Raw genomic sequence first — 22,143 nt, 5'->3', positions numbered from 1 at the left:
TACGAATGACCTGTTGACGTAAACTATTTATGACTCGTACCCTTGTGGTATTGCTCGCTTTCGGTTTGATGACTTCTACTTTGCTGGCCCAGCGAATAACGGTCGATACAACCTATAAGCAACCTTACCGCCCGCAATATCACTTTTCTTCCCGAACAAACTGGATCAATGATCCGAATGGCCTGGTCTATTACGACGGAGAATATCATTTATTTTACCAACACAATCCGTTTGGCAACCAGTGGGGGCATATGACCTGGGGGCATGCCATCAGTCGTGATCTGGTTCATTGGCAAGAGCTTCCTCCGGCTATTCCCGAAGAAGGTGCAACCATGATTTATTCGGGTAGCTGCGTTATCGACAAAACGAACACAAGTGGTTTTGGGCAGGACGGACGCGTACCGATGGTAGCTATTTATACCGGAGCGCGTCAGGATAATCAGAGTCAGCACATTGCGTATAGTCTGGACAAAGGCCGCACCTGGATTAAATATACCCGTAATCCGATTATCGACCTTAAACGGAAAGACTTTCGTGATCCAAAGGTTTTCTGGCACGAGCCTTCCCAACATTGGGTCATGATCGTGTTGTTGCCTACCGACAAAAAAGCCTTGTTCTATAAGTCGTCTAATCTGAAAGAATGGACCAAAGCCGGGGAATTTACCGCGAACGACAGCCCAGCCAGTATCTGGGAGTGTCCGGACCTGGTAGAAGTCCCGGTCGATGGCACGATGGAGCGAAAATGGGTACTGATGCTATCGATGGGCAACAACGGTCCGGCTGGCGGATCGGGAATGCAGTATTACGTAGGTCAGTTCAACGGATCAACGTTTATCAATGAATCCAAGCCGGGCGAGCTTCGCTACGTCGATTGGGGAAAGGACTATTACGCAGCCATTACGTTCAACAACCTGCCAAGACGCGGTAACCGGGGTGCTATTAGCATTGGCTGGATGAACAATCTGCAATACGCGAATGATGTTCCAACAACCCCATTCCGTGGCGCGATGACCTTACCGCGCGAACTGCGTCTGGTGAAAGTTCCGGCTCCCGTCAATCGCTATGAGTTACGCCAGCAACCGATTCAGGAGCTGAAACCGCTGCTTGGCCCTACCTTTCAATGGACGGGCACCGACGTAGCCCAACTCAATCAAAGTCTGGCCAGCAATAGCCTTTCAAGCGATACCTACTGGCTACAGCTTGAGCTAGAAGCGGCCAAGACCGGGGTGGGTGTTCGCGTGAAAAAGGAAGAAGCTGCGCAGGGGAAAGGCGAAGAAACCGTCATCGGTTATGACCCGGCAAGCCAGCAACTCTATGTTGACCGTAGTCGCTCGGGGCATGTTGGTTTCAAGAAAGAATTTCCCGGACGATTTACGGCCCCGCTTAAACCACAGAATGGCCGAATTTCGTTACAGATTTGGGTAGACCGCTCGTCGATAGAAGTATTTGGAAACAATGGGGAGGTAACCCTGACGAACCAAATCTTTCCAAAGTCAGATAGTCGCGGCATTGAGTTTTTTGGGGAGGGCCTACGATCCGTGCTGATCCGCTCGGTGGAGCCAATCTGGAAGTAAGGCGCTTTGCAGGGAACGTTGTCATTTGCCTCCTATTGAGATGCTCGTGTTCAACATCCCTTAAATTTTCTTAAATTGGGCCGTCCACCCGCCTAAAGCGTTATTTTTGTCTCAATAACACGAACCCTGAATGGCTCGTACAAAGAAAAAAGTAGGTATGTATCCCAGCGGCATGATTTTGTTTAGCCTGACGCTGGCTTTATTTTTGATTGGATTCTGCGGTATGCTGGCGATCCAGTCGAAACGGGTCGTGACCTACATCCGCGAAAACTATGAGATGCGGGCATTTCTCGATAAAGGGCTTAGCGATACGAAGCTGACAAAACTGTCGCAAACGATAGCGGAGAAGCCTTATCTTTTGAAAACGAATGGAACAGCGCAATTAAACTTTGTTCCGAAGGATGTTGCCGCCAAAGAGTTTATCGCCGAAACCAAAGAAGATTTTTCGAAGTTTCTGGGCGAAAATCCACTGCGTGACAGCTATCGGATCAAGCTAACGGAAGAGTATTTTGAAGAAGCTAAGCTGCAACAGGTAAAGCAGGATCTGGAAAGTATCGATGGTGTCTTTGAAGTTGTTTATCAGGAAAATCTGGTCGATAACATCAACCGCAACATTACCAAGATTTATGCGGTTATGTCGGCCTTTGCCTTGATTTTGCTGCTGATCATTGTTCTACTGATGAATAACACGATCCGGTTGGCCTTGCACTCGCAACGCATGCTCATTCGGAGTATGCAACTAGTCGGTGCCACAAACGGTTTTATAACGCGGCCCTTTCTGGGTCGTGGCATCTGGCAGGGCTTTATAGCCGGTATTGTTGCGGTAGTGCTTCTGCTGGTTGGGTTGCAGATCGCCATTCACAATCTGCCCGAACTGGCTATGTTTCAGGATGTCGAAAAGTTAACGTTTCTGCTGGCAGGAATCGTAGGACTTGGTGTTCTGATTGGTTTTCTCAGTACCTTCCAGGCGGTTAACCGCTATCTGGGCCTGACGCTGGATGAACTGTATTGATCAGCAGTTGTAGTTTAGGTTTCTGGTTTGTTGCCACAACAAAACACAACCCAGAGACCTGTTTTAAAGTTACACAAACAGTATAACGGACTTACGAACATGGCAAAAGACAAACAATATGGCTCGGCTACGCTGACACGCGAAGAACCAGCCCAAAAAGCACCGATTAGCACTACGCCGGTAGCAAAACCAGCGCCGTTGCGGAAGCCGATTTCGGAAACCAGCCATCGGGAAACGGCTTCGGCTGCCCTGCCTTTCGGTCGGCAGAACTACGTACTGATGCTGGCGGGTATCGCGGTTATCCTGGCAGGTTTTTTCATCATGAGCCTCGATAAAGAAGAATTTGGCTTCGGTTTTCTGGGGCTAACGCTCGGCCCTATCGTGGTTATGAGTGGCTTCGTTCTTGAATTTTTCGCCATCCTTAGCCGGCCAAAGGTATAACTGTTTATGCCGGTTCGCCGGAACGGTTCATCGATAACCGATTGTTTCTGACGGCTGTTCAGGGCAAACCGTTATCGATGAACAATTAAATATATATGGAGCTAATTCACGCGATTGCACTGGCGATCATTGAGGGTTTGACCGAGTTCTTGCCGGTTTCCTCAACGGGCCACATGATCATCTACTCTTCCCTGGCTGGTATAGCTGGCAACGAATTCACCAAACTCTACACGGTCGACGTTCAATTTGGTTGTATCTTATCGGTTCTGGTTCTTTATCACCGCCGGTTTATGACCAGCCCGCAATCGGGTACATTCAAGGTTCCGGCTTATCTCAAGTCGTTTCCACCGAAGTTTCAGCCGATGCTGGATTTTTACAGCAAAATCCTGATCGCTTTTCTTCCAGCCGCCATTATTGGCTTTCTTCTGAACGATTTTATTGACTCCTTGCTCGAAAACGTTGTCGTCGTAGCGGTTACCTTGCTAGTCGGTGGTATCATTCTGGTATTCATCGACAAAATTGTCAATCGTCAACCCAAAGACGGCGATGTAACGGTCCCGGATGCGCTTCGAATTGGTTTCTTTCAGTGCATTGCGATGGTTCCGGGTGTGTCGCGGTCGGCAGCTACGATCATCGGCGGTATGTTTCAAGGATTGACGCGGACTCAGGCAGCTGAGTTTTCGTTTTTTCTGGCAGTTCCGACCATGGCAGCGGCATCGGGGTACAAACTCCTGAAAACGTATAAACTCCTTCAACCCGCCGACTACCAAACGCTGTTGATTGGCAATGTTATTGCGTTCATTGTGGGCATGTTAGCTATTCGGGGTTTCGTTGGTTTTCTGACGCGTTACGGCTTCAAGGTATTTGGTTATTACCGGATTGTCCTCGGCCTGATTTTGCTCGGCCTAGTCGCTGCGGGCGTTAAACTAGACGTTCTGTAACACCTATACACTACTACAGAAAGAAGCATGATGATTCACCGAGACTGATCTCCGTGTATCTTTGTGCTTCTTTTCTATTTTTTCGTGTCGCAACAGAACGCATCTTCACAAACGCCCGCTCAACCGGACCCCGGGCAGCTTATCTTAATCGACAAGCCCCTTACCTGGACCTCGTTCGACGTGGCGAATAAGCTCAAATACGCCTGTAAGTTCAAGAAAATTGGCCATGCCGGTACCCTCGACCCTCTGGCCACCGGTTTGCTGATTCTTTGCACCGGTAAAATGACCAAGCAGATCGATCAATATCAGGCGCAGGAGAAAGAATACACCGGTACGCTTATTCTGGGAAAAACGACCCCATCCGTCGATCTTGAAACGACGTTCGATGCAGAATTCGACACGACAGGCATTACAGGTGAGCAAATTGAGGAAGCCGCCCGCCAGCTTACCGGCGACATCCTGCAAGTTCCACCGATCTACTCCGCCATTCGGGTTAATGGGGAACGGCTGTACGAAAAAGCGCGTCGGGGCGAAGCCGCCGAAGGAATCAAGTCCCGGCAAGTTACCGTATCGGTGTTCGAGGTAGACGCTACGCGATTTCCCGAAGTTGATTTCCGCATTGTGTGTTCAAAAGGCACGTATATTCGCAGTTTGGTACGCGACCTGGGCCTGTTGCTCAACAACGGCGCGTACATGAGCGGCCTGCGACGGACCCGCATCGGTGATTTTCGCGTAGAGGATGCCGATACGCTCGATAGCTTTATTGCCAAGTACCGCTCAGCGATAGTCCCCCCAATGTTATGATAGTTCATCGCGGTCTCGACGATATTGCTCCACTTCCCAACGCCGTTGTTACGAGCGGCACATTTGACGGTGTCCATCGCGGCCATCAGACAATCCTGGCCCGCCTGACGGAAGTCGCCCAAAATAGCGATGGCGAATCGGTGCTGATTACGTACTGGCCCCATCCGCGTACCGTTGTGTCCAACGACAGTCAGGATTTAAAATTACTGACGACGCTCGACGAGAAAATAGAGTTAATCGAACAAGCGGGTGTTGATCATCTGGTCGTTATTCCGTTTACCCGGTCCTTTTCGGAGCTTACGTCGGAACAGTACATCCGGCAGATCCTGATCGAAAAAATCGGTACGAAGAAGTTGGTAATCGGCTATGATCACCGCTTTGGCCGCGACCGTGAGGGTGGCTTCGATTACATTCGAGCTCATCAAAGCGAATACGGGTTCGAAGTAGAAGAGATTCCTCGCCAGGATGTCGAAGCCGTGGGCGTTAGCTCGTCCAAGATTCGCGCAGCCTTGCAGGAAGGCAATGTTCACACGGCGAACCTGTTTCTAGGACGGCAGTATAGCCTGACCGGAACCATCATCAAAGGCCAGCAATTGGGTCGTACCATTGGCTTTCCAACGGCAAATTTACAGGTCGATGACCCCGTCAAACTTGTTCCGGCCAACGGAGTTTACGCCGTCGATGTGCTACACGATGAACAGGTACACGGTGGTATGCTCAACATTGGTTTTAGGCCAACCGTAGCGGGAACGCACCAGACCATTGAAACCTATATTTTTGACTTCGATAAAGACATTTACGGTGAGCATATGACCCTCCGATTCCGCGAGTTTCTACGCCCCGAACAGAAGTTTGATGGGCTGCCCGCCCTGGTTGCTCAGTTAAAAAAAGACGAGCAGACAGCGCGAGCGCTCCTGACGCAATAAACTCTAGAAAGCCGGTGACAAACCGGCTTTTTGCTTACCTTCGCGATCCAGATCATCAATTGAAGTGTTATGCAACAGAAAATCCGGCGCGAAGATGCCCTTGATTACCACGCCAAGGGGCGTCCGGGTAAACTTGAAGTCATTCCGACAAAAGAATACAGTACCCAGCGCGATCTTTCACTAGCTTATTCTCCGGGGGTAGCCGAGCCTTGTCTCGCCATCGAAGCCAATCCCGATGATGCGTATAAATACACGGCCAAAGGCAACCTGGTAGCCGTAATCAGTAACGGAACGGCAGTCCTGGGATTAGGTGACATTGGTGCATCCGCCAGTAAGCCCGTTATGGAAGGAAAAGGGCTGCTGTTTAAAATTTACGCCGATATTGATGTTTTTGATATTGAACTGAATACCAAAAGCATTGACGAGTTTGCCCGAACCGTCAAGATTCTGGAACCGACGTTCGGTGGGGTAAACCTCGAAGACATTAAAGCACCGGAATGTTTTGAAATCGAAGAGCGGATCAAGCGCGAACTCAACATTCCGGTCATGCACGATGATCAGCACGGTACGGCGATTGTTAGTGCAGCGGCATTACTCAATGCGCTTGAACTGGTCGGCAAGCAGATCGAAACCACACAGTTTGTTTTTCTGGGAGCTGGAGCTGCGGCCATTTCCTGCGCTCGTCAGTATGTAGCGTTGGGCGCGAAACACGAGAACATTGTGATGTTTGACGTGAACGGGCCGCTTCGCACCGACCGTACCGACCTCAATGAGATCATGCGTCCGTTTGCCACTTCGCGCAATATCGAGTCGCTGGCCGACGCATTTGCAGGGGCTGACGTGTTCGTCGGGCTTTCAAAAGGCAATATCGTTAGCCAGGATTTAATCCGGTCGATGGCAAAAGACGCAATTGTCTTTGCAATGGCGAATCCAAATCCTGAGATCAGCTACGAAGATGCGATGGCCGCCCGGCCCGATATCATCATGGCGACGGGCCGTTCGGATTATCCCAATCAGGTAAACAACGTACTTGGTTTCCCGTACATTTTCCGGGGTGCTTTAGACGTTCGGGCTACGGAGATCAACGAGGCTATGAAACTCGCGGCTACCTACGCGCTGGCTGAGTTGGCAAAAAAACCCGTTCCCGACATCGTTAATCTGGCTTACGGCGAAGACAACATTGTGTTTAGCCGGAAGTATATCTTGCCGAAACCCGTTGATCCCCGTCTGCTGGCAACAGTAGCACCAGCGGTTGCCAGAGCCGCCATGGAATCGGGGGTCGCTCGGCAACCGATTACTGACTGGGAAGCTTACGGTCATCAGCTTGCGCGTAGAATCGGACAGGACAATCAGATCTCGCGGGTTATTCTAAGCAAAGCGAAGTCAAACCCCAAACGGGTTGTCTTTGCCGACGCCGAAAATTTAAAAGTACTGAAAGCGGCTCAACAGGTTCGGGATGAGGGCATTGCGTTCCCGATTCTACTCGGTGAAACGGCGAAGATTCAGCAGATTATCGCTGATAACAGCCTTGATCTCGCTGGTATTCGCATTGTTGACCCCCGTGCTCCCGAGCAAAGTGAGTTGATTCAGCGCTTTGCCAACGTTTATTTCGATAAACGGAAACGGAAAGGCGTCAATGCGCTCGAAGCGGAAAAGATGATGTTCTACCGCAATTATTTCGGGGCTATGATGGTCGAAACGGGCGAAGCCGATGCCTTAATTTCTGGTCTTACCCGCAGCTACCCTGATACGATCCGTCCCGCTTTGCAAGTAATCGGCAAAGAACCGGGGGTCCAGAAGGTGGCTGGTATGTACATCCTGCTGACCAAACGGGGACCGCTGTTTTTCTCCGACACAACGGTAAACTTCAACCCAACAGCTGAGGAGATCGTCGAAATCACGGAGATGACGGCACGCGCGGTCGAGCGGTTCAACATCAAACCACGCATTGCGCTGGTGACGTACTCGAACTTTGGCAGTGCCAAAGGCGAAGACGCGGAGAAAATGAATCGCGCGGTTGAAATTTTGCAGCAGCGGCATCCTGATATGATCGTAGATGGCGAAATTCAGGCTCACCTTGCGTTCAACACGGAACTGCTGGAACAGAATCATCCATTCAGCAAGCTGGTGGGCGAAGGCGCGAACACGCTGATATTCCCCAATCTTTCAGCCGCCAACATCGCCTACAACCTGATGTCGGAAGCGGCTGGCTTCGACGCAATTGGCCCTATTCTGCTGGGTATTCGCAAGCCGGTCTATGTACTGCAATTGGGTTCATCGGAGCGCGAGATTGTCAACATGGTTGCCATTGCCGTTGTCGAAGCGCAGGGCAAATAAATACACAGTTTATGAGTCGTCAGTTTTCGGTATTCGTCTGCTCCTTTCCGAAGATTGGATCAACCGAATGCTGAGAGCTGACGACTAACAACTTTTATGGCACGTATTCTAACTGGTATTCAAAGTAGCGGTCTACCGCATTTGGGCAATATTCTGGGGGCGATCAAACCCGCCATCGACTTATCAAAACAGCCCGGTAATGAGTCTTTTCTGTTTATTGCCGACCTCCATTCGCTCACAACCATTAAGGACGGCTCACTGCGTCGGGAATACATCCGGGCGGTAGCGGCTACCTGGCTGGCGTTTGGACTGGACACGACGAAAAATACGTTCTGGCGTCAATCGCGCGTGGCCGAACATACCGAATTGTGCTGGTACCTGAATTGCTTTACGCCCATACCGATGCTCAACAACGCTACGTCGTTTAAAGAAAAATCGGATCGGGCCACGGGAGCGGTCAATACGGGATTGTTTGTTTATCCGGTGTTGCAGGCCGCTGATATTCTGCTCTACGATGCCGAAATTATTCCCGTCGGTAAAGACCAGCGGCAACACATTGAAATGACGCGCGACATTGCCAGTACGTTTAACCGGCAGTACGACGATGAGGTCTTTGTCTTGCCCGAGGCCCGGATTGATGACCGACTAATGACCATTCCCGGTATTGACGGCCAAAAGATGAGTAAGTCGTACAACAACTACATCAATATCTTCTTGCCCGAAAACGAGTTGTGGAAGGTTATCAAAAAGATTAAATCCGATTCGACGCCACTCGAAGAGCCGAAAAACCCGGATACGGATATAACGTTTCAGCTCTATTCCCTGTTAGCGTCCGAAGCACAAACGGCGGAGTTACGAAGTTTGTACGAGGGCGGGAATTACGGCTACGGTACGGCCAAGAAAGCGTTTTATGAACTGATCCTCAATCAGTTTGCGACGGAACGGGAGCGCTACCATTACTACACTATCGAAAACCCGGACGCGCTGGAAGCAGAACTTCAGGCTGGGGAAGAGAAAGCCCGTGCCGTGGCAAGCAAAACCATTGCCCGTGTGCGCGAAAAACTCGGCTTTAACTAAGTAACGTTAATGATGGGTGTTTTTATTTATTGATAATCAATTGATTAGTGATCAATTTAGTGCCGATTTTTTTGTCATCCCGACGCAGGAGGGATCTTCGGTAACAGGAAACCTTCCTAGTAATCACCGAAGATCCCTCCTGCGTCGGGATGACAAAAAGTACCCGTTATTCACGTTAAGTGATGGGGACCGTTTGGGCGTCCCCATTCTGGTCACGTAGTCCACAGACCAGAGCGGGGACGCTCCGTTTATTTGGCAAGCAGGGATGCTGCTTTTTCGTCAACCATCCAGATCAGTTCCCCTTCGGTTGGTTTGATTTCCTGCGACGGATATTTGTCCGGATTATACTCTCCTTCCAATACTTCTTTCAGCGGCTCCGCTTTTTTCGGACCAGCCACCAAGAATGCGACGCAGGAAGCCCGGTTTACAACTGGTGCAGTCAGCGTCAGACGGTACATGTTCTGCTGCGTTAGAAAATACGCTTTTGTCCAGGCTGTTTGTTCATGGACGACCTCCGTGCCGGGAAAAAGGGACAGCGTGTGTCCGTCATCGCCCATCCCAAGCAACACTAAATCGAAAGTCGGGCCCGTATCGCCAAAGTACTCGTGTAAAATTTTGTCGTAATCGGCAGCAGCGGCTTCCGGTTCGAGTTCGGTACGCCACACATGAATCTGGTCTTCGGGCGTATACACATGACCAAGCAGGGTATCGTAAGCCATCCCGGCATTGCTCTGCTCATCATCGATGGGTACGTAACGTTCGTCGCCCCAGAATACATGCAGCTGCGCCCACGGAATTTGCTCGCGATACGGCGATTTTGCCAGCAGCTCGTGCAGCGCCTTTGGGGTACTTCCTCCCGACAACGCAATTGTAAATCGGTCCTTTTTTTTCAGAACCTCTTTGATCCGCTTGGCAATAAAATCAGCCGCCTGTTTCGCCAGATCAGTGGGATTTTTCGTAACAATAAGTTGCATACGTAATGAATTCAAAAAGGCAGATCTTTGATGTTAAACGCCAGCCAGGTTTGTTACCCAGCGTCTAGCCTTTACGACCAAAGATCTGCCTGTCACGGTTTATTTTGTCATCCACTCGAACCCATCTTTTTCGATCAGGTCCATTGCGGCTTGCGGTCCCCAGGAGCCGGGTGTGTAGTTCGGGAAATCATCAGGTGCCTGACTGCCCCACGCATCGAGGATCGGTGTTACAACTTTCCAGGCAGCTTCTACCTGATCGGCCCGCATAAACAAGGTCGCGTCGCCCGTCATCGCGTCCAGCAGCAGCGTTTCGTACGCTTCCGGCTCCTGCCCATCGTAGGCCGTTTTATAGCTGAACACCATTTCTACCGGATCGATAGCCAAGGTCTGACCGGGGCGCTTAGCCTGGAACCGCAGCCGAATGTCCATAGCCGGTTGAATACCGATTATCAGACGATTAGCCTGCCAGTTGCTCGTCGCTTCACCAGGGAAAGCAAAGCTTGGCGCGGGCTTGAACTGCACCGTAATAACCGTTGCCTTTTCGGGCATCGATTTTCCCGTACGCAGGTAGAACGGCACATTTTCCCAACGCCAGTTGTCGACGTACAACTTCACAGCGGCAAACGTTTCCGTGGCTGAGTTAGGATCAACCCCTTCCTCCTCCCGGTAACCGGGTACGTCCTTGTCTTTTATTTTTCCAGGACCGTACTGACCGCGTACGGCAAAGTCGTTAACCTTTTCGGGTTCAATCCGGCGAATTGCGTTCAGCACGTCTACCTTTTTGTTACGCACCTCATTGGCCTCGAAGCTGATGGGCGGCTCGGTAGCTACCATACACAACACCTGCAAAAGGTGATTCTGGATCATGTCGCGCAAAGCGCCAGAGCCTTCGTAGTAACCACCGCGTCCTTCCAGACCAACCGTTTCGGAAGCTGTAATCTGAATATGTTCCACGAAACGCCGGTTCCAGATTGGCTCGAAAAGCGAGTTGGCAAAGCGCAGGGCGAGAATATTCTGCACCGTTTCTTTGCCGAGGTAATGGTCAATGCGGTAAATCTGTTCTTCGGCAAACAAGCCACGCAACAGCGCGTTAAGCTCCTGAGCCGTTTTCAAATCGTGACCGAACGGCTTTTCAACCACAATCCGAACGTGCGATTTATCGCCACAAAGCGGCAGTTTAGCCAAGTTGGTGGCAATGCCGGGTACCAACTGGGGAGCCACTGCCAGGTAAAAAAGCACATTGGGCTCTACACCCCATTCTTCTTTTTTACTGGCAACGTAATCCGATATTTTTGGATAAGCAGCCTCATCGCCCCCATCCATTTGGAGATAAGAAATGGACGAAGAAAATTCATCCCAAGGTCCTTCTTTACGCCGGGAAAACTCCTTAACGCCTTCTTCGAGCCGCTCGCGGAAGCTTTCGTCGGTATATTTACTGCGTCCAATGCCCACGACCGAAAAGTGCTCGGGCAAGTATTTATCGATGAACAGATTGTAGAGCGCGGGAGTTAATTTGCGCAGGTTGAGGTCTCCGCTGCCGCCAAAAATAAAAATTATGCTGGCAGGAGGCCGCTGATTAGTAGCTGGGATCATTGGTAAACAAGATTGTTGTCAGACCGAAAGTCGGTGCAAGATACCGGCGTCCGTTCTGTTGAACAAGTTTCGTTTGGTAAGGTTCAAGATAGAACCCGTTTCTGCTACTTTTGACCGTTGTTTCTCATTCATAAATCACGCTATGAAAATTGCTATTGGTTCCGATCACGCAGGTTTTCTTTACAAAGAAGCGATCAAAAAAATGTTGACCGATCTTGGACACGAAGTCGTCGACAAAGGCACCTATGCCCAAACCCCATCCGTCGATTATCCCCGGTTCATTCGTCCTGTTGCCGAAGCGGTTGCCGCTGGCGAGGTAGAGCGGGGCGTTGTGTTGGGTGGCTCAGGCAATGGAGAGGCTATGACGGCCAACCGGATCAAAGGTGTTCGCGCGGCCTTATGCTGGAATGAGGAATCGGCCCGGCTCGGACGACAGCACAACGACGCGAACGTGATTTCTATCGGCGAACGGATGATGTCGGAAGAGACGGCCTTGAAACTCGTTCAGATTTGGCTCGACACCCCGTTTGAGGGGGGGCGGCATCTGGCCCGGATTCAGGAACTGGACGAGTAGCCGCTGCATCTATGGCTATTCTCTGGAAGTACCTGAAGCCATACCGTGGCTTAGCTGTGTCAGCATTGATTCTGGCGGGGATTGCGCAAATCCTCGCCTTAATTGACCCGATCATCTTTGGAAAATTAATCGACGAATACGCTGCCAAGGGTAGTCCGAAAACTGAATCCGAAAAAATTTCGGGCGTTTTGCAGTTGTTAGGGCTTGCGGTTGGCGTCGCCATTTTGTCGAATCTGACGAAAGCGTTTCAGGAATACCTGACGCGCCTGGTCGTTCAGAAATTCGGCACTGACATTTTCAACGACGGGCTGAAACAAACGTTACGGCTCTCGTATCAGGAGTTTGGCGACCAGAGTAGCGGAGCAACGCTCTCGATTTTGCAGAAAGTGCGTACCGACACCGAGAAGTTTATCAACTCGTTTGTCAACGTCCTTTTTTCCTCGGTTGTTGGTATTGGATTTCTGGTCTGGTACGCGGTAACGAAGCACTGGGCGCTGGTTCCCTTATTTCTGATTGGTGTCTTGGTACTCGGTAGCCTGACGGGCTTGCTGAGCAAACAGATTAAAACAACGCAACGGTCGATTAACCGCGAAACGGCCCTGCTGTCGGGGGTCATTACGGAGTCGTTGCGAAACATTGAACTGATCAAAAGTCTCGGCTTAACCTTTTCCGAAATTCGCCGACTGAAAGCGCAAACCAACCGGATTTTCGAGTTGGAAATGTTCAAGGTCAGACGAGTACGTCTCTTGTCGTTCTGGCAAAGCACAACGCTCAACATCCTGAAGCAATCCGTTTTGTTTACGCTGTTGTGGCTTATCTTCCGAAACGTGCTCAGCACGGGCGAGTTGATTTCCATGCAGTTTATCTCCGTCTCCATTTTTAATCCGTTGCAGGACCTGGGCACGATTATTCTGGCCTACCGCGAAGCCGAGGCCGGACTGAATAGCTTTGATCAGTTGATGCAGAAACCAATTGAGCGGAATCCGGAATCGCCTATTGAAGTTGGTCCAATCAATCGATTACGTTTCGCCAATGTTATTTTTCGGCACAAGAATGCACAGCAAAACGCCATCGATGGTGTTTCGTTCGAGGCAACGCTCGGCGATACCATCGCTTTTGTGGGACCGTCGGGTTCGGGTAAATCGACGATGGTAAAGCTGCTGGTCGGACTGTACCGCCCGGTCGATGGCGAGATTTATTACAACAACATTTCGACCAAAGACCTTCGGTTCAATCCCATGCGCCGTCAGATTGGTTTTGTAACGCAGGATACGCACCTATTTTCGGGTTCGATCCGGGAAAATTTGTTATTTGTTAAACCCGACGCCAGCGAGGCCGAATTACTCGATGCGCTGGACAAAGCCGCCTGCGACCACTTGCTGGCCCGCTCCGAAAAGGGACTCGATACGCAGATTGGCGAAGGTGGCCTAAAAATGTCGGGCGGTGAAAAACAGCGGTTGTCCATCGCCCGAGCCTTGGTCAGACATCCGCGCCTGCTTATATTCGACGAAGCGACATCAGCGCTGGATTCGTTGACCGAAGAAGAAATTACCGATACCGTGCGCAGCGTTTCGGCAATGAATGAACAAATTACTATTTTGATCGCGCATCGGCTCTCAACCATTCTGCACGCCAATACGATTTTTGTCCTGGAGAAAGGTAAAATTGTTGAAACCGGCAGCCACGACGCGCTCGTTGCCCAGAAGGGACTGTACTACGCGATGTGGCGACAGCAAATTGGCGAACGAAAAACGGGAAGCGTCAATGCATAGTATAAACCGGCGCACAAGGCAAGTCAACTACTTTTTATCGGGACAGCACTTCTCGAACGGCTTCCGAACAACCGTATCGATTCTGCTACCGTCCCTGATTCTGGCTCAGTTCGACCAACTGACAACCGGCATGGCTATGTCGATGGGAGCCTTGAGCGTCAGCCTGAGCGATGCCCCCGGACCGATTCAGCATCGACGCAACGCAATGGCCGCGACGGTGGTGCTGGGCGTCATCGTGGCCATAGTGACCGGGTTTGCCCGCATGAACGATTACACGCTGGGGGTTGAAATTCTCTTTTTCGGCTTTTTGTTTTCCATGCTCGCCGTTTATGGCGTTCGTGCAACATCGGTTGGTACGGCGGCTATTCTGATCATGATTCTCACGCTCGACCGGCCACTCGACCCCGTTGGAATTCTGCGAGAAGCGGGCCTGATTCTGGTCGGCGGTATCTGGTACACCCTGATTAGTCTGGTCTCCGTACAGCTTCGCCCCTATCGGTTGGCCAGACAGTCCCTTGGGTTGTGTATTCATGAAATAGCCAAGTTCATGAGTATCAAGGCTGATTTTTATGACACACACACCGAATTAGACACAGATTACCGCCGGTTGCTGGCTCAGCAGGTGACGGTTAGTGAGAAGCAGGACGAAGTTCGGGAGTTGCTGTTCAAAAACCGGCAGTTTGTGGCCGAATCGACTAATACCAGCCGCCTGCTGGTGCTGACGTTTGTGGATACGGTCGATCTGTTCGAGCAGATTGTAACCATGTATTACGACTACGCGGCCATCCGCGAACGGTTCGGCAAAACAAGGGTTCTGAACACAATCTCGCGGCTTATTCACCGACAGGCCACCGAACTGGATTATATCGGACTGAGGGTTCAGTCGGTTGCCTCTTCCCGCAAACCCATTGACTTCACGCACCCGCTCAACAAACTAAAAAGCGAGATCGACGCACTTGGCGACCGGGAAGGGAGTACGCTCGTCCTCAAAAAGATTTTGGTTGGTTTGCGAAACATCAGCCAACGGTTGGCTATCATGCAAAAGCATATTGTCTCGCCAGACACGAACCCTACTTCGCTCGACGATCTGGAATATGGTCGTTTCGTGTCGCATCAGGCGATTGACGTAAAATCCTTACGGGACAACCTTACCCTCAACTCGTCGGTATTTCGGCATTCGGTACGGGTAGCGCTGGCGATGCTGCTTGGCTTCATCGTTACGCAATTGATTGATTACGGTCACCATAGTTACTGGGTGCTGTTAACAATCTCCGTCATTCTCAAACCAGCGTTCAGCCTGACCAAGCAGCGTAACATTGAACGTATTATTGGCACGTTTGCCGGAGGAGTGATTGGTCTGGCGATTCTGAAATTTATTCCCAACACCACCACGCATTTTGTTCTGATGGTGCTGTTTATGCTTGGCACCTACAGTGCCCAACGGGTCAACTACATTATTATGGTCATCTGCCTGACGCCTTACATACTGATCCTGTTCAATTTTTTGGGCATCAGTTATTACGGCGCAGCGGAAGAGCGCTTACTGGACACCATACTTGGTGGAGCGATTGCGTTTGCCGCCAGCTATCTAGTCTTTCCACGTTGGGAGTCGGAACAGCTGACCAAACCCCTGCACGATATGCTGAACGCCAATGTTCGGTATACGCAGCTTCTACTCAACATCTTATCGGGTGTACCAATTCGTGTCGTTGACTATAAATTGGCTCGTAAAGACGTGTACGTAACGTCGGCCAACATGGCGGCCGCTTTCGAACGAATGGTGTCGGAACCAAAGCACAAGCAACGTAACGAACGACTCATCTACAAATTTGTCGTGCTGAACCACATCCTATCCTCCAACATCGCGACAATCACGTCTACCTTACTTACCGATCAGGCCCAGTTGTATTCGTCATCCGTAATCCGGACGGTCAAACGGGCTCTTTTTGCCTTGACGGATGGCCTCCGCCGACTAGACGGGGCACCAGAGACTACTTCGTCGGAACCAACCGCGTCGGGCCAGCCTTTAAGCGATCCGTCAGTTGTTGCCGCCGATGATCCATCCCTGACCGAACAACTGAATTTTATCCAGCAGATCAGCAGTGATATCAGTAAGCTAGTCGATCAACTAAAAAAGTAATGAACTGCGTTTACACCAACGCAATTCCGTCGTTCTGAATAACAATTTTCCGCTCTTTGTACAGCGTTCCAATTGCCTTCTTGAACGTTTTCTTGCTCATTTCCAGCGTTTGGTAGATGAGCTGAGGGTCGCTCTTATCGTTCAAAGGCAGAAAGCCGTTATTAGCGTTCAGTGCATCCAAAATCTGTTGCGCGCTGGGTTCAACGTTCTGAAAACCTTCCTGCTGTAGGCTGACATCAATCAGCTTATCGTCGCGAATGTGTTTGATAAACCCTGGCATCCGGTCGCCGGGTTGTACGGGTCGAAAAATTCCCGTATGATACAGCAAGCCCTGAAAGCGATCATTGATAATGACATTAAAACCAAGATCGGTACTTTCATACACCAGTAAATCAACGTCATCGCCTTTGCACAAATCAGACACATCATCGTCAAGAAACCGGCTTACCTTGCTGGAAGCCACCAACCGACCGGTATCCTTATCGAGATACATGTAAACGACGTACCACTTACCGACAACCATCGGACGGCTTTGCTCCCGAAAAGGGACCAGCAAATCTTTTTCTAATCCCCAGTCCAGAAAAGCACCGACGTTGGTAACCGACACAACAGGCAACGGAGCAAACTCGTCGCGCATGATGTGCGGTGTCAGCGTCGTGGCAATAGGCCGGTCTTCGGAGTCGGTGTAGATGAAAACCTCGATTTCATCCCCGACCGCCAATGACGCCGGAACGTATTTATTCGGCAGTAACACATCGTCCGGGCTATTGTAGGAATCCGATTCACCCAGGAAAAACCCAACGCTGGTAGCACGCAAAGCCGTAAGCTTGTTCATGCGGCCGATTTCAATCATAACTTAAGTTTGCAAATGTTTCTGGCAAAAGTAACGACAAATCACGGCGCTCCGACTATACTCGCGACAAACGCCCGTCGCCAAATATGGGTTGCCGACTTCATGTCTAGTAAAACAATAGAGAACGCCAACGGTTCGTTTGGTTAGTAAACGTGTACGTTCCTGGTAGCCGCTGAACAGTCAATTTCGAAAAATTGGCGGATAGTTTTCCAGTATATTTTTCAAAAATAAATCCGTTAACTTTTCGCCGAAATAGTTAACGAATCTGCCATGCCTTTTTTAGTACTTGACCTCGAAATGACCGGGCCCGAACCGGACTACAACGAAATTATTCAGATTGGTGCCGTTCTTTTCGACGACGGCTGGAATGAGAAAGGACGCTACCTGACCAACGTTTACCCTGAAAATGAAGAAGCCTTTTCGTCGGCTTCCGAGAAAATTCATAACCTCTCGCTCGCGGATTTGCAGGATGCTCCGATGATCTACGATGTACTACCCGAGATGGAAGAATGGATCTGTCAGCAACTCAACATACGCGTTCCCAAAGGTCAATTGGATCGGACGCCATTCTTGCGCGACGTGATTATCTGCGGGCAAAGCGTTATCAATGACATTAACTTTCTGAAAGAAGCGTACCGATACGAAAAGCTGAAATGGCCCTACTCGCGCGTGCTGATCGATTTGCATACGCTGGCTTATTTTACCTTCCGGATTCTGAAAACGAACGGTCGTAAAGTGCCGGATCGTTTGAGTCTGACAGCCATTGCCAATTATTTTGGCTTTGCCCGCGAAGATGGTTTTCACAATGCGCTGGAAGATTCCGTATTGACCGCTCAATGTTTAAAGGAAGTATTTAAACTAGGCGAAGGGTTTACCGTAACCGGCGGCTAGCTTGATTTAACGAATTGAACGGCTACGCAAGTAACGCCAGCTACCAATTCCGACCAGAAACACCAGCAGCCCGACACCACCCCAAAGCGAGTAGTTAACGCGTGACAAGGGTTCGGTATCGCCGACAATAATTAATCCTGCCCAATAGTTGGGCAGTTGATTCATTCCCTCAGCCTGAGCGAGCCACTCCTGTTTCGCTCGTTGCAGAGCAATATCTTTGGGCCAACCCTCGTCAAGCTGTTTGTGAAAGAGGCTGGTTAACTTATAGGTAGCCTGATTTTGTACGCTCCACAGCGTGGTCAGCACACTGGGTACACCCAACGCCGAAAAGCCGCGTGCCAGACTGAACACGCCTTCGCCCTGCTGGTTAGCGCCAATACCCGTTTTACAGGCGGCCAGTACAACCAGCTGCGCGTTGGGCAGTGCGCCGTCGCCCAGATCGGAAAGGCGCAGAGTTGAGTCGGCGAAATAAAGTGTCGGTTCCTGATCGGTGCTGTCGGCATTGGCGTGGGTGAACAGAAGAACGACCGGATAGCGCTGCACTTCCTGCTGAAAAGCGTGCCGGGTAGCGGCTTTGTAAGTCAGCAGCGTGGGTGAGCGGAACCGTTCGGCAATCGACTTTATGGCTACATCGGAGCCAGCCAATGCGACCTGCTTTAGTTTGGGAGCAAAGTCCACCGGTGCCACTCCCAGAAAATCAGCCGTTCCAAAACTCGGTGCAGTTGATTGCTTATGGCTGTTCTTAAGCAACAAACTAGCTGAATAAGCGTAGCTGAACGCATAATCGGTGACGGCATAATCCGGCTGATTAGCCGAGCGACTCAGTGCATCAAACGGTACAAAGAAACCATCCGGCAAAATCACGACGCGGCCTTTCGGCAACGATAAAGGACTTAACAACTGGCGATAAAGGCTATTACTGAGTGCAAGAAACCGGTCAACCGTAGCGCGCTTATTCATTGCATCCGGACTCGCCAGCAACTGCGCAAACTGGCCTACCGCTCGGTTGTAGTCCTGGATTGACTGTTTACGCAGGATAGCCGTATCGGCGGTTACGCCCATCAGGTACAAAGCACTGTCGCCTATAAAATACGTAATGAGTGAACTCTGCGTTTTTTTCAGGTATTGGCGCAGTGTTGGCAAAGAGGTGATCGCATTGTCGTATTTGTACTGATAGTAGGCCGGATTCGACGTTTCAAGTTGTTTCAGAAACGACTCCAGGCTGTCCTGCTTAGCCAGCAGCGTTGTCCGGGCTTGTAAATAACCGTTGTCGTCAGTTGGTAGACCGGCAAGTTTGAGCTGCTGATTGACTACGGCCTGCCGCAATTGCTGCTCTTTGGCAATCAACTGGGGAGCCAGTTTCTGACGAGCGCCCAGCTCGTTGAGCTTATCGGCTAACAGCACGGCTCGGCTTTTTTCCAGAAAACGGAAGGCTTCGTCCGGATTGTTGAGTCGGAGGCAGGTTTCAATCGCCCGTTCGTACAAGACCCGCGTCTTATGACGCCAGTACAACTTCGACTGCTGACCGGTGTGCTCCCAGCGCATGAAATCAATCATCTGATCGGCCACCTTGTAGGTATCAAGTGCATGCTGCAACCGCTGCCGATTTGCGGTAGCCTTCGCGTAATCGAGCCAGGTGTCGGCCTTGTCCTGAATGAGCGTAAGGATAAATTCTTTCTGAGAGGCCGCCCTGACCAGTTGCGCATCCGGCAAGGCCGACACCTGACGTTTGCTAAACCGTAGGGGTATGGCATTCAGTCCTGACTGATAGTAGGTTAGCGCTACTTCATATTGTTTCTTCTGCCAGTATACAGCGCCTATGTTGTCGAGAATGCGAAGCCTGACATACGGGTCAGAAGCTACTCGCAACGCTTCCTGATAATACCGCAGGGCGCCGACCCAATCACTCTGGCTGTAGAGGAAGTAGCCCGTATCAATGCAACTGTTCGCGATGCCGTCCTGATCCTTATTTTTCCTGTTAACGTCTACCGCCCTTTTGTAATCCGCAAAGGCTGCCTGAGGGTGGTTATTCCGGTTTTCCCAGTTCGCTTTATGGGTTAGCAACAACGCCAGATAATAGTCTGATTCCGGAATAGTCCGCGTTTGCCTGACCGCCTGATCTATTTCTGTTGCGGCTTTTCGGTCATCGCCCAAAGCGACCAACGCTTTTATTTTTTCGCACCAATTTTCGAGATAGGCCACATCATCGCCCGCTTTTCGGGCTTCGTACATTCCCTGCTCGGCATAATTCAGCGCTTTCTGGTATTCCCCGACGGAATAATGAACGTACGCCAGGGTATTGCTGGCAAATGACGCCCAGCTACTGGGCTGATCACCGTTCAACTTTACCGCTTGCTCCGACGCTTTTCGAGCATCCTCGAAGTTGTTTACCGTTTTCCAGTAAAAGCCTAAACGATAATAAGCTTTAATCTGATCGCTACGGCTCAACGAAGGATTCTTTCGCTTGTACAGGCTAACCACTTCATTCAGATCACCGATGGCCTGCTGAATATCATTCGTTCGGAAATACGCTTTTGCGCGGTCGAGCAGAACAGTTACGTAAGCCGAATCCCGGACGTAATGGCATTGCTTCCAGGTTGTTACGATCACCGAAAGCCGGGGTACTTGCTCAACATACGAATAGGATCGTGCAGAATCCAGTAACGCCAAAAGCTCAGCACGACTGACGCACTGAGCCTGAGCATTATTGACGCAAAACAGCACTAAAAAAATAACCGTCTTACACGTTGATATAGCAACTCTTCTCCCGAATAGCGTACGCCAGATCAGCCTCTTTCGCCGTGAATCCATCCAGCTTTTCCAGTAATTCTTCCTTTGTAACAGAATAGCTTGTTCCTGCCAGTAGCGCATTAACCATTTTGGCTACCACAATCGGCGTTGCGAACGATGATCCCTGATAGCTCCCTAAAAAACCCGGTATGCTAAACCGGCCTGGGGTTTCTTTCGAGTCCGCATCGGCCAATACGCCTGTATCGACAAAATCAGGCGAGTAATTTTCAAACGCAATATATTTTGGTTTCCTGATTCCAGCCGAAGGGTCAGCCGGCTGATGCCTGACGGTTGTTATGGTGAATAGTTTATCCTGTTTGTCACTGTAGCAGGCTGGGTAAATTCTAGGCGTGGTAATATGACCATCCGGATGGTCGTACTGGTTTTTGTTTCCGGCCGCAGCCACAACGATAACTCCAGCGTCCGTCAGCGATTTAACGGCCTTCCACAAAAGTGGAAAATCGGTTTCATTACCAGCTACGGCTTCGCTTGCCCCCGTAAACGACCAACTGGCATTGATGATCGTAGCACCTTGACAACGCGCGTATTCTAGTCCGCAAAGCGCATCGTACAGCGTCAGACTACCGTTTGTGTTCGATATTTTGACAGGAATGATTCCGGCGTCGGGCGCGTAGTGTTTGATGATCGTACTAATCTTTGTTCCGTGCAACCCCTTATGATCGTCAACCGGAAAGGGACTGTCGTGAACGAAATCCCAACCTACAAACTGGCTATTGATGCAATCCGTTGGTGCATCTGCTGGTAATGGATTTGTGAAGAGAATACCAGAGTCCAAGACAGCTACGTTCAGCCTTTTGCGCACGGCATCGCGCTCGTAGGTAGCGACTTTCCTTATATCTCTTATTTCTGCCAGTGAGGGCGTAGTATCTTCGTTTCTAGCTCTGACCAGCAAATTCACGCCATAGGTATTTACCTGTCCTGAGTGATCCTTGCCGCCGGGATTTGATCCGCCGGGATGAATAACGCCAATGCCGTTGGGCGACGTACTACTTTCGTAAATAATGGTCTCTTGTCCTTCCAGACTATCCAGAGACGACTCCAAGGCTTCCAACAGCACATAGCGCTTCCCGTCCGGACAGCATTTCCGGGACTTAATAACCTTAACCTTTTTCCGTTCTGATTGCTGTCCTATTCCTCCTTTGGGAGCCTGTAACCAAAGTTCACGGCCTTCGGTAAACTGGTCGATGTCGCGCCCTATGCCTGCTATAATAAATTGAGTAGGGTTGATAAGCCGTCCACGCTGATCGACGCGAACCCTGTTAGGAAAAATCCTTGCTGACCGATCTTTTGTTCGTCTGTCTATCTCTAGGAGTTTGCGATTCGATAATTGGTTAGGAACAATCTCATAGGGCGTTCTCAGAGGGGGTATTTTTCGCGTCGGAAGCATAGAGAAATAAGAATAGATATAAATAGCGGAACAAAC

Annotated in this window: 17 protein-coding genes; 12 read left to right on the top strand and 5 right to left on the bottom strand. The window is 50.4% G+C overall.

The genetic code is table 11. The annotated features are described in order from the left end of the window. Nucleotides 1-29: 29 nt before the first annotated feature. From LQ777_RS07740 to trpS, 8 genes are all read left to right on the top strand, one after another. On the top strand, nt 30-1,574 hold the full coding sequence (locus tag LQ777_RS07740) for a glycoside hydrolase family 32 protein (protein WP_232561946.1): 1,545 nt from the start codon (nt 30-32) through the stop codon (nt 1,572-1,574). A gap of 130 nt (nt 1,575-1,704) precedes the next feature. Then, nucleotides 1,705-2,586, top strand: a complete 882-nt coding sequence (locus LQ777_RS07735) for a cell division protein FtsX (RefSeq protein WP_232561945.1) — start codon at nt 1,705-1,707, stop codon at nt 2,584-2,586. A gap of 99 nt (nt 2,587-2,685) precedes the next feature. Continuing rightward, nucleotides 2,686-3,027, top strand: coding sequence for a DUF3098 domain-containing protein (locus LQ777_RS07730; RefSeq protein ID WP_232561944.1), 342 nt, complete (start codon nt 2,686-2,688; stop codon nt 3,025-3,027). Between the two features lie 95 nt (nt 3,028-3,122). Next, a complete protein-coding gene (locus tag LQ777_RS07725) occupies nt 3,123-3,968 on the top strand; it encodes an undecaprenyl-diphosphate phosphatase (RefSeq protein WP_232561943.1) in 846 nt (281 codons plus the stop codon). A gap of 84 nt (nt 3,969-4,052) precedes the next feature. Then, nucleotides 4,053-4,772: a tRNA pseudouridine(55) synthase TruB gene (gene truB, locus LQ777_RS07720; protein WP_232561942.1), complete on the top strand. Its 720-nt coding sequence runs from the start codon at nt 4,053-4,055 to the stop codon at nt 4,770-4,772. Next, nucleotides 4,769-5,698 carry a bifunctional riboflavin kinase/FAD synthetase gene (locus LQ777_RS07715; RefSeq protein WP_232561941.1) on the top strand — a complete coding sequence of 310 codons (930 nt, stop codon included), beginning with the start codon at nt 4,769-4,771 and terminating at the stop codon, nt 5,696-5,698. Before truB ends, LQ777_RS07715 begins: the two co-directional genes overlap by 4 nt. 69 nt (nt 5,699-5,767) lie before the next feature. After that, nucleotides 5,768-8,035: an NADP-dependent malic enzyme gene (locus tag LQ777_RS07710; RefSeq protein ID WP_232561940.1), complete on the top strand. Its 2,268-nt coding sequence runs from the start codon at nt 5,768-5,770 to the stop codon at nt 8,033-8,035. A 96-nt stretch (nt 8,036-8,131) separates the two neighbouring features. Next, entirely contained in the window at nt 8,132-9,112 is a 981-nt protein-coding gene (gene trpS / locus LQ777_RS07705) for a tryptophan--tRNA ligase (protein ID WP_232561939.1), read from the top strand. 248 nt (nt 9,113-9,360) lie between these two features. Here the strand turns inward: trpS and pgl are convergent, their stop codons facing one another. Together pgl and zwf are read right to left on the bottom strand one after the other, a co-directional pair. After that, nucleotides 9,361-10,086 (bottom strand): 6-phosphogluconolactonase, encoded by a 726-nt coding sequence (gene pgl, locus LQ777_RS07700; RefSeq protein ID WP_232561938.1) that lies wholly within the window; start codon nt 10,084-10,086, stop codon nt 9,361-9,363. A gap of 99 nt (nt 10,087-10,185) precedes the next feature. After that, nucleotides 10,186-11,679 carry a glucose-6-phosphate dehydrogenase gene (gene zwf / locus LQ777_RS07695; protein WP_232561937.1) on the bottom strand — a complete coding sequence of 498 codons (1,494 nt, stop codon included), beginning with the start codon at nt 11,677-11,679 and terminating at the stop codon, nt 10,186-10,188. A 142-nt stretch (nt 11,680-11,821) separates the two neighbouring features. Between zwf and rpiB the strand changes: the two genes are divergently transcribed. Genes rpiB through LQ777_RS07680 form a run of 3 tightly spaced genes read left to right on the top strand, consistent with a single transcriptional unit; the run spans nt 11,822 to nt 16,165 of the window. Beyond that, complete coding sequence (gene rpiB, locus LQ777_RS07690; RefSeq protein WP_232561936.1) at nt 11,822-12,253, top strand: ribose 5-phosphate isomerase B; 432 nt, start codon at nt 11,822-11,824, stop codon at nt 12,251-12,253. 11 nt (nt 12,254-12,264) lie between these two features. After that, entirely contained in the window at nt 12,265-14,025 is a 1,761-nt protein-coding gene (locus tag LQ777_RS07685; protein WP_232561935.1) for an ABC transporter ATP-binding protein, read from the top strand. Then, nucleotides 14,018-16,165 carry an FUSC family protein gene (locus LQ777_RS07680; RefSeq protein WP_232561934.1) on the top strand — a complete coding sequence of 716 codons (2,148 nt, stop codon included), beginning with the start codon at nt 14,018-14,020 and terminating at the stop codon, nt 16,163-16,165. The genes LQ777_RS07685 and LQ777_RS07680 overlap by 8 nt, the downstream gene beginning before the upstream one ends. A 10-nt stretch (nt 16,166-16,175) precedes the next feature. Here the strand turns inward: LQ777_RS07680 and LQ777_RS07675 are convergent, their stop codons facing one another. Further along, nucleotides 16,176-17,018, bottom strand: coding sequence for a CvfB family protein (locus LQ777_RS07675; protein WP_232561933.1), 843 nt, complete (start codon nt 17,016-17,018; stop codon nt 16,176-16,178). Between the two features lie 270 nt (nt 17,019-17,288). On the opposite strand from LQ777_RS07675, the gene LQ777_RS07670 reads away from it, so the two are divergent. Next, the gene (locus LQ777_RS07670) at nt 17,289-17,909 is read left to right on the top strand and encodes a 3'-5' exonuclease (protein WP_232561932.1); all 621 of its coding nucleotides are present in this window, start codon (nt 17,289-17,291) and stop codon (nt 17,907-17,909) included. Nucleotides 17,910-17,915: 6 nt separating this feature from the next. Here the strand turns inward: LQ777_RS07670 and LQ777_RS07665 are convergent, their stop codons facing one another. Next, nucleotides 17,916-20,633, bottom strand: a complete 2,718-nt coding sequence (locus tag LQ777_RS07665; protein ID WP_232561931.1) for a CHAT domain-containing protein — start codon at nt 20,631-20,633, stop codon at nt 17,916-17,918. Between the two features lie 16 nt (nt 20,634-20,649). Beyond that, nucleotides 20,650-22,107 carry a S8 family peptidase gene (locus LQ777_RS07660; protein ID WP_232561930.1) on the bottom strand — a complete coding sequence of 486 codons (1,458 nt, stop codon included), beginning with the start codon at nt 22,105-22,107 and terminating at the stop codon, nt 20,650-20,652. Nucleotides 22,108-22,143 lie beyond the last annotated feature (36 nt).

This window comes from Spirosoma oryzicola (genome assembly GCF_021233055.1).
GTDB lineage: Bacteria > Bacteroidota > Bacteroidia > Cytophagales > Spirosomataceae > Spirosoma > Spirosoma oryzicola.
Note: the sequence above shows the minus strand (reverse complement) of the source record. Positions and strands in the feature narration are given on the sequence as shown.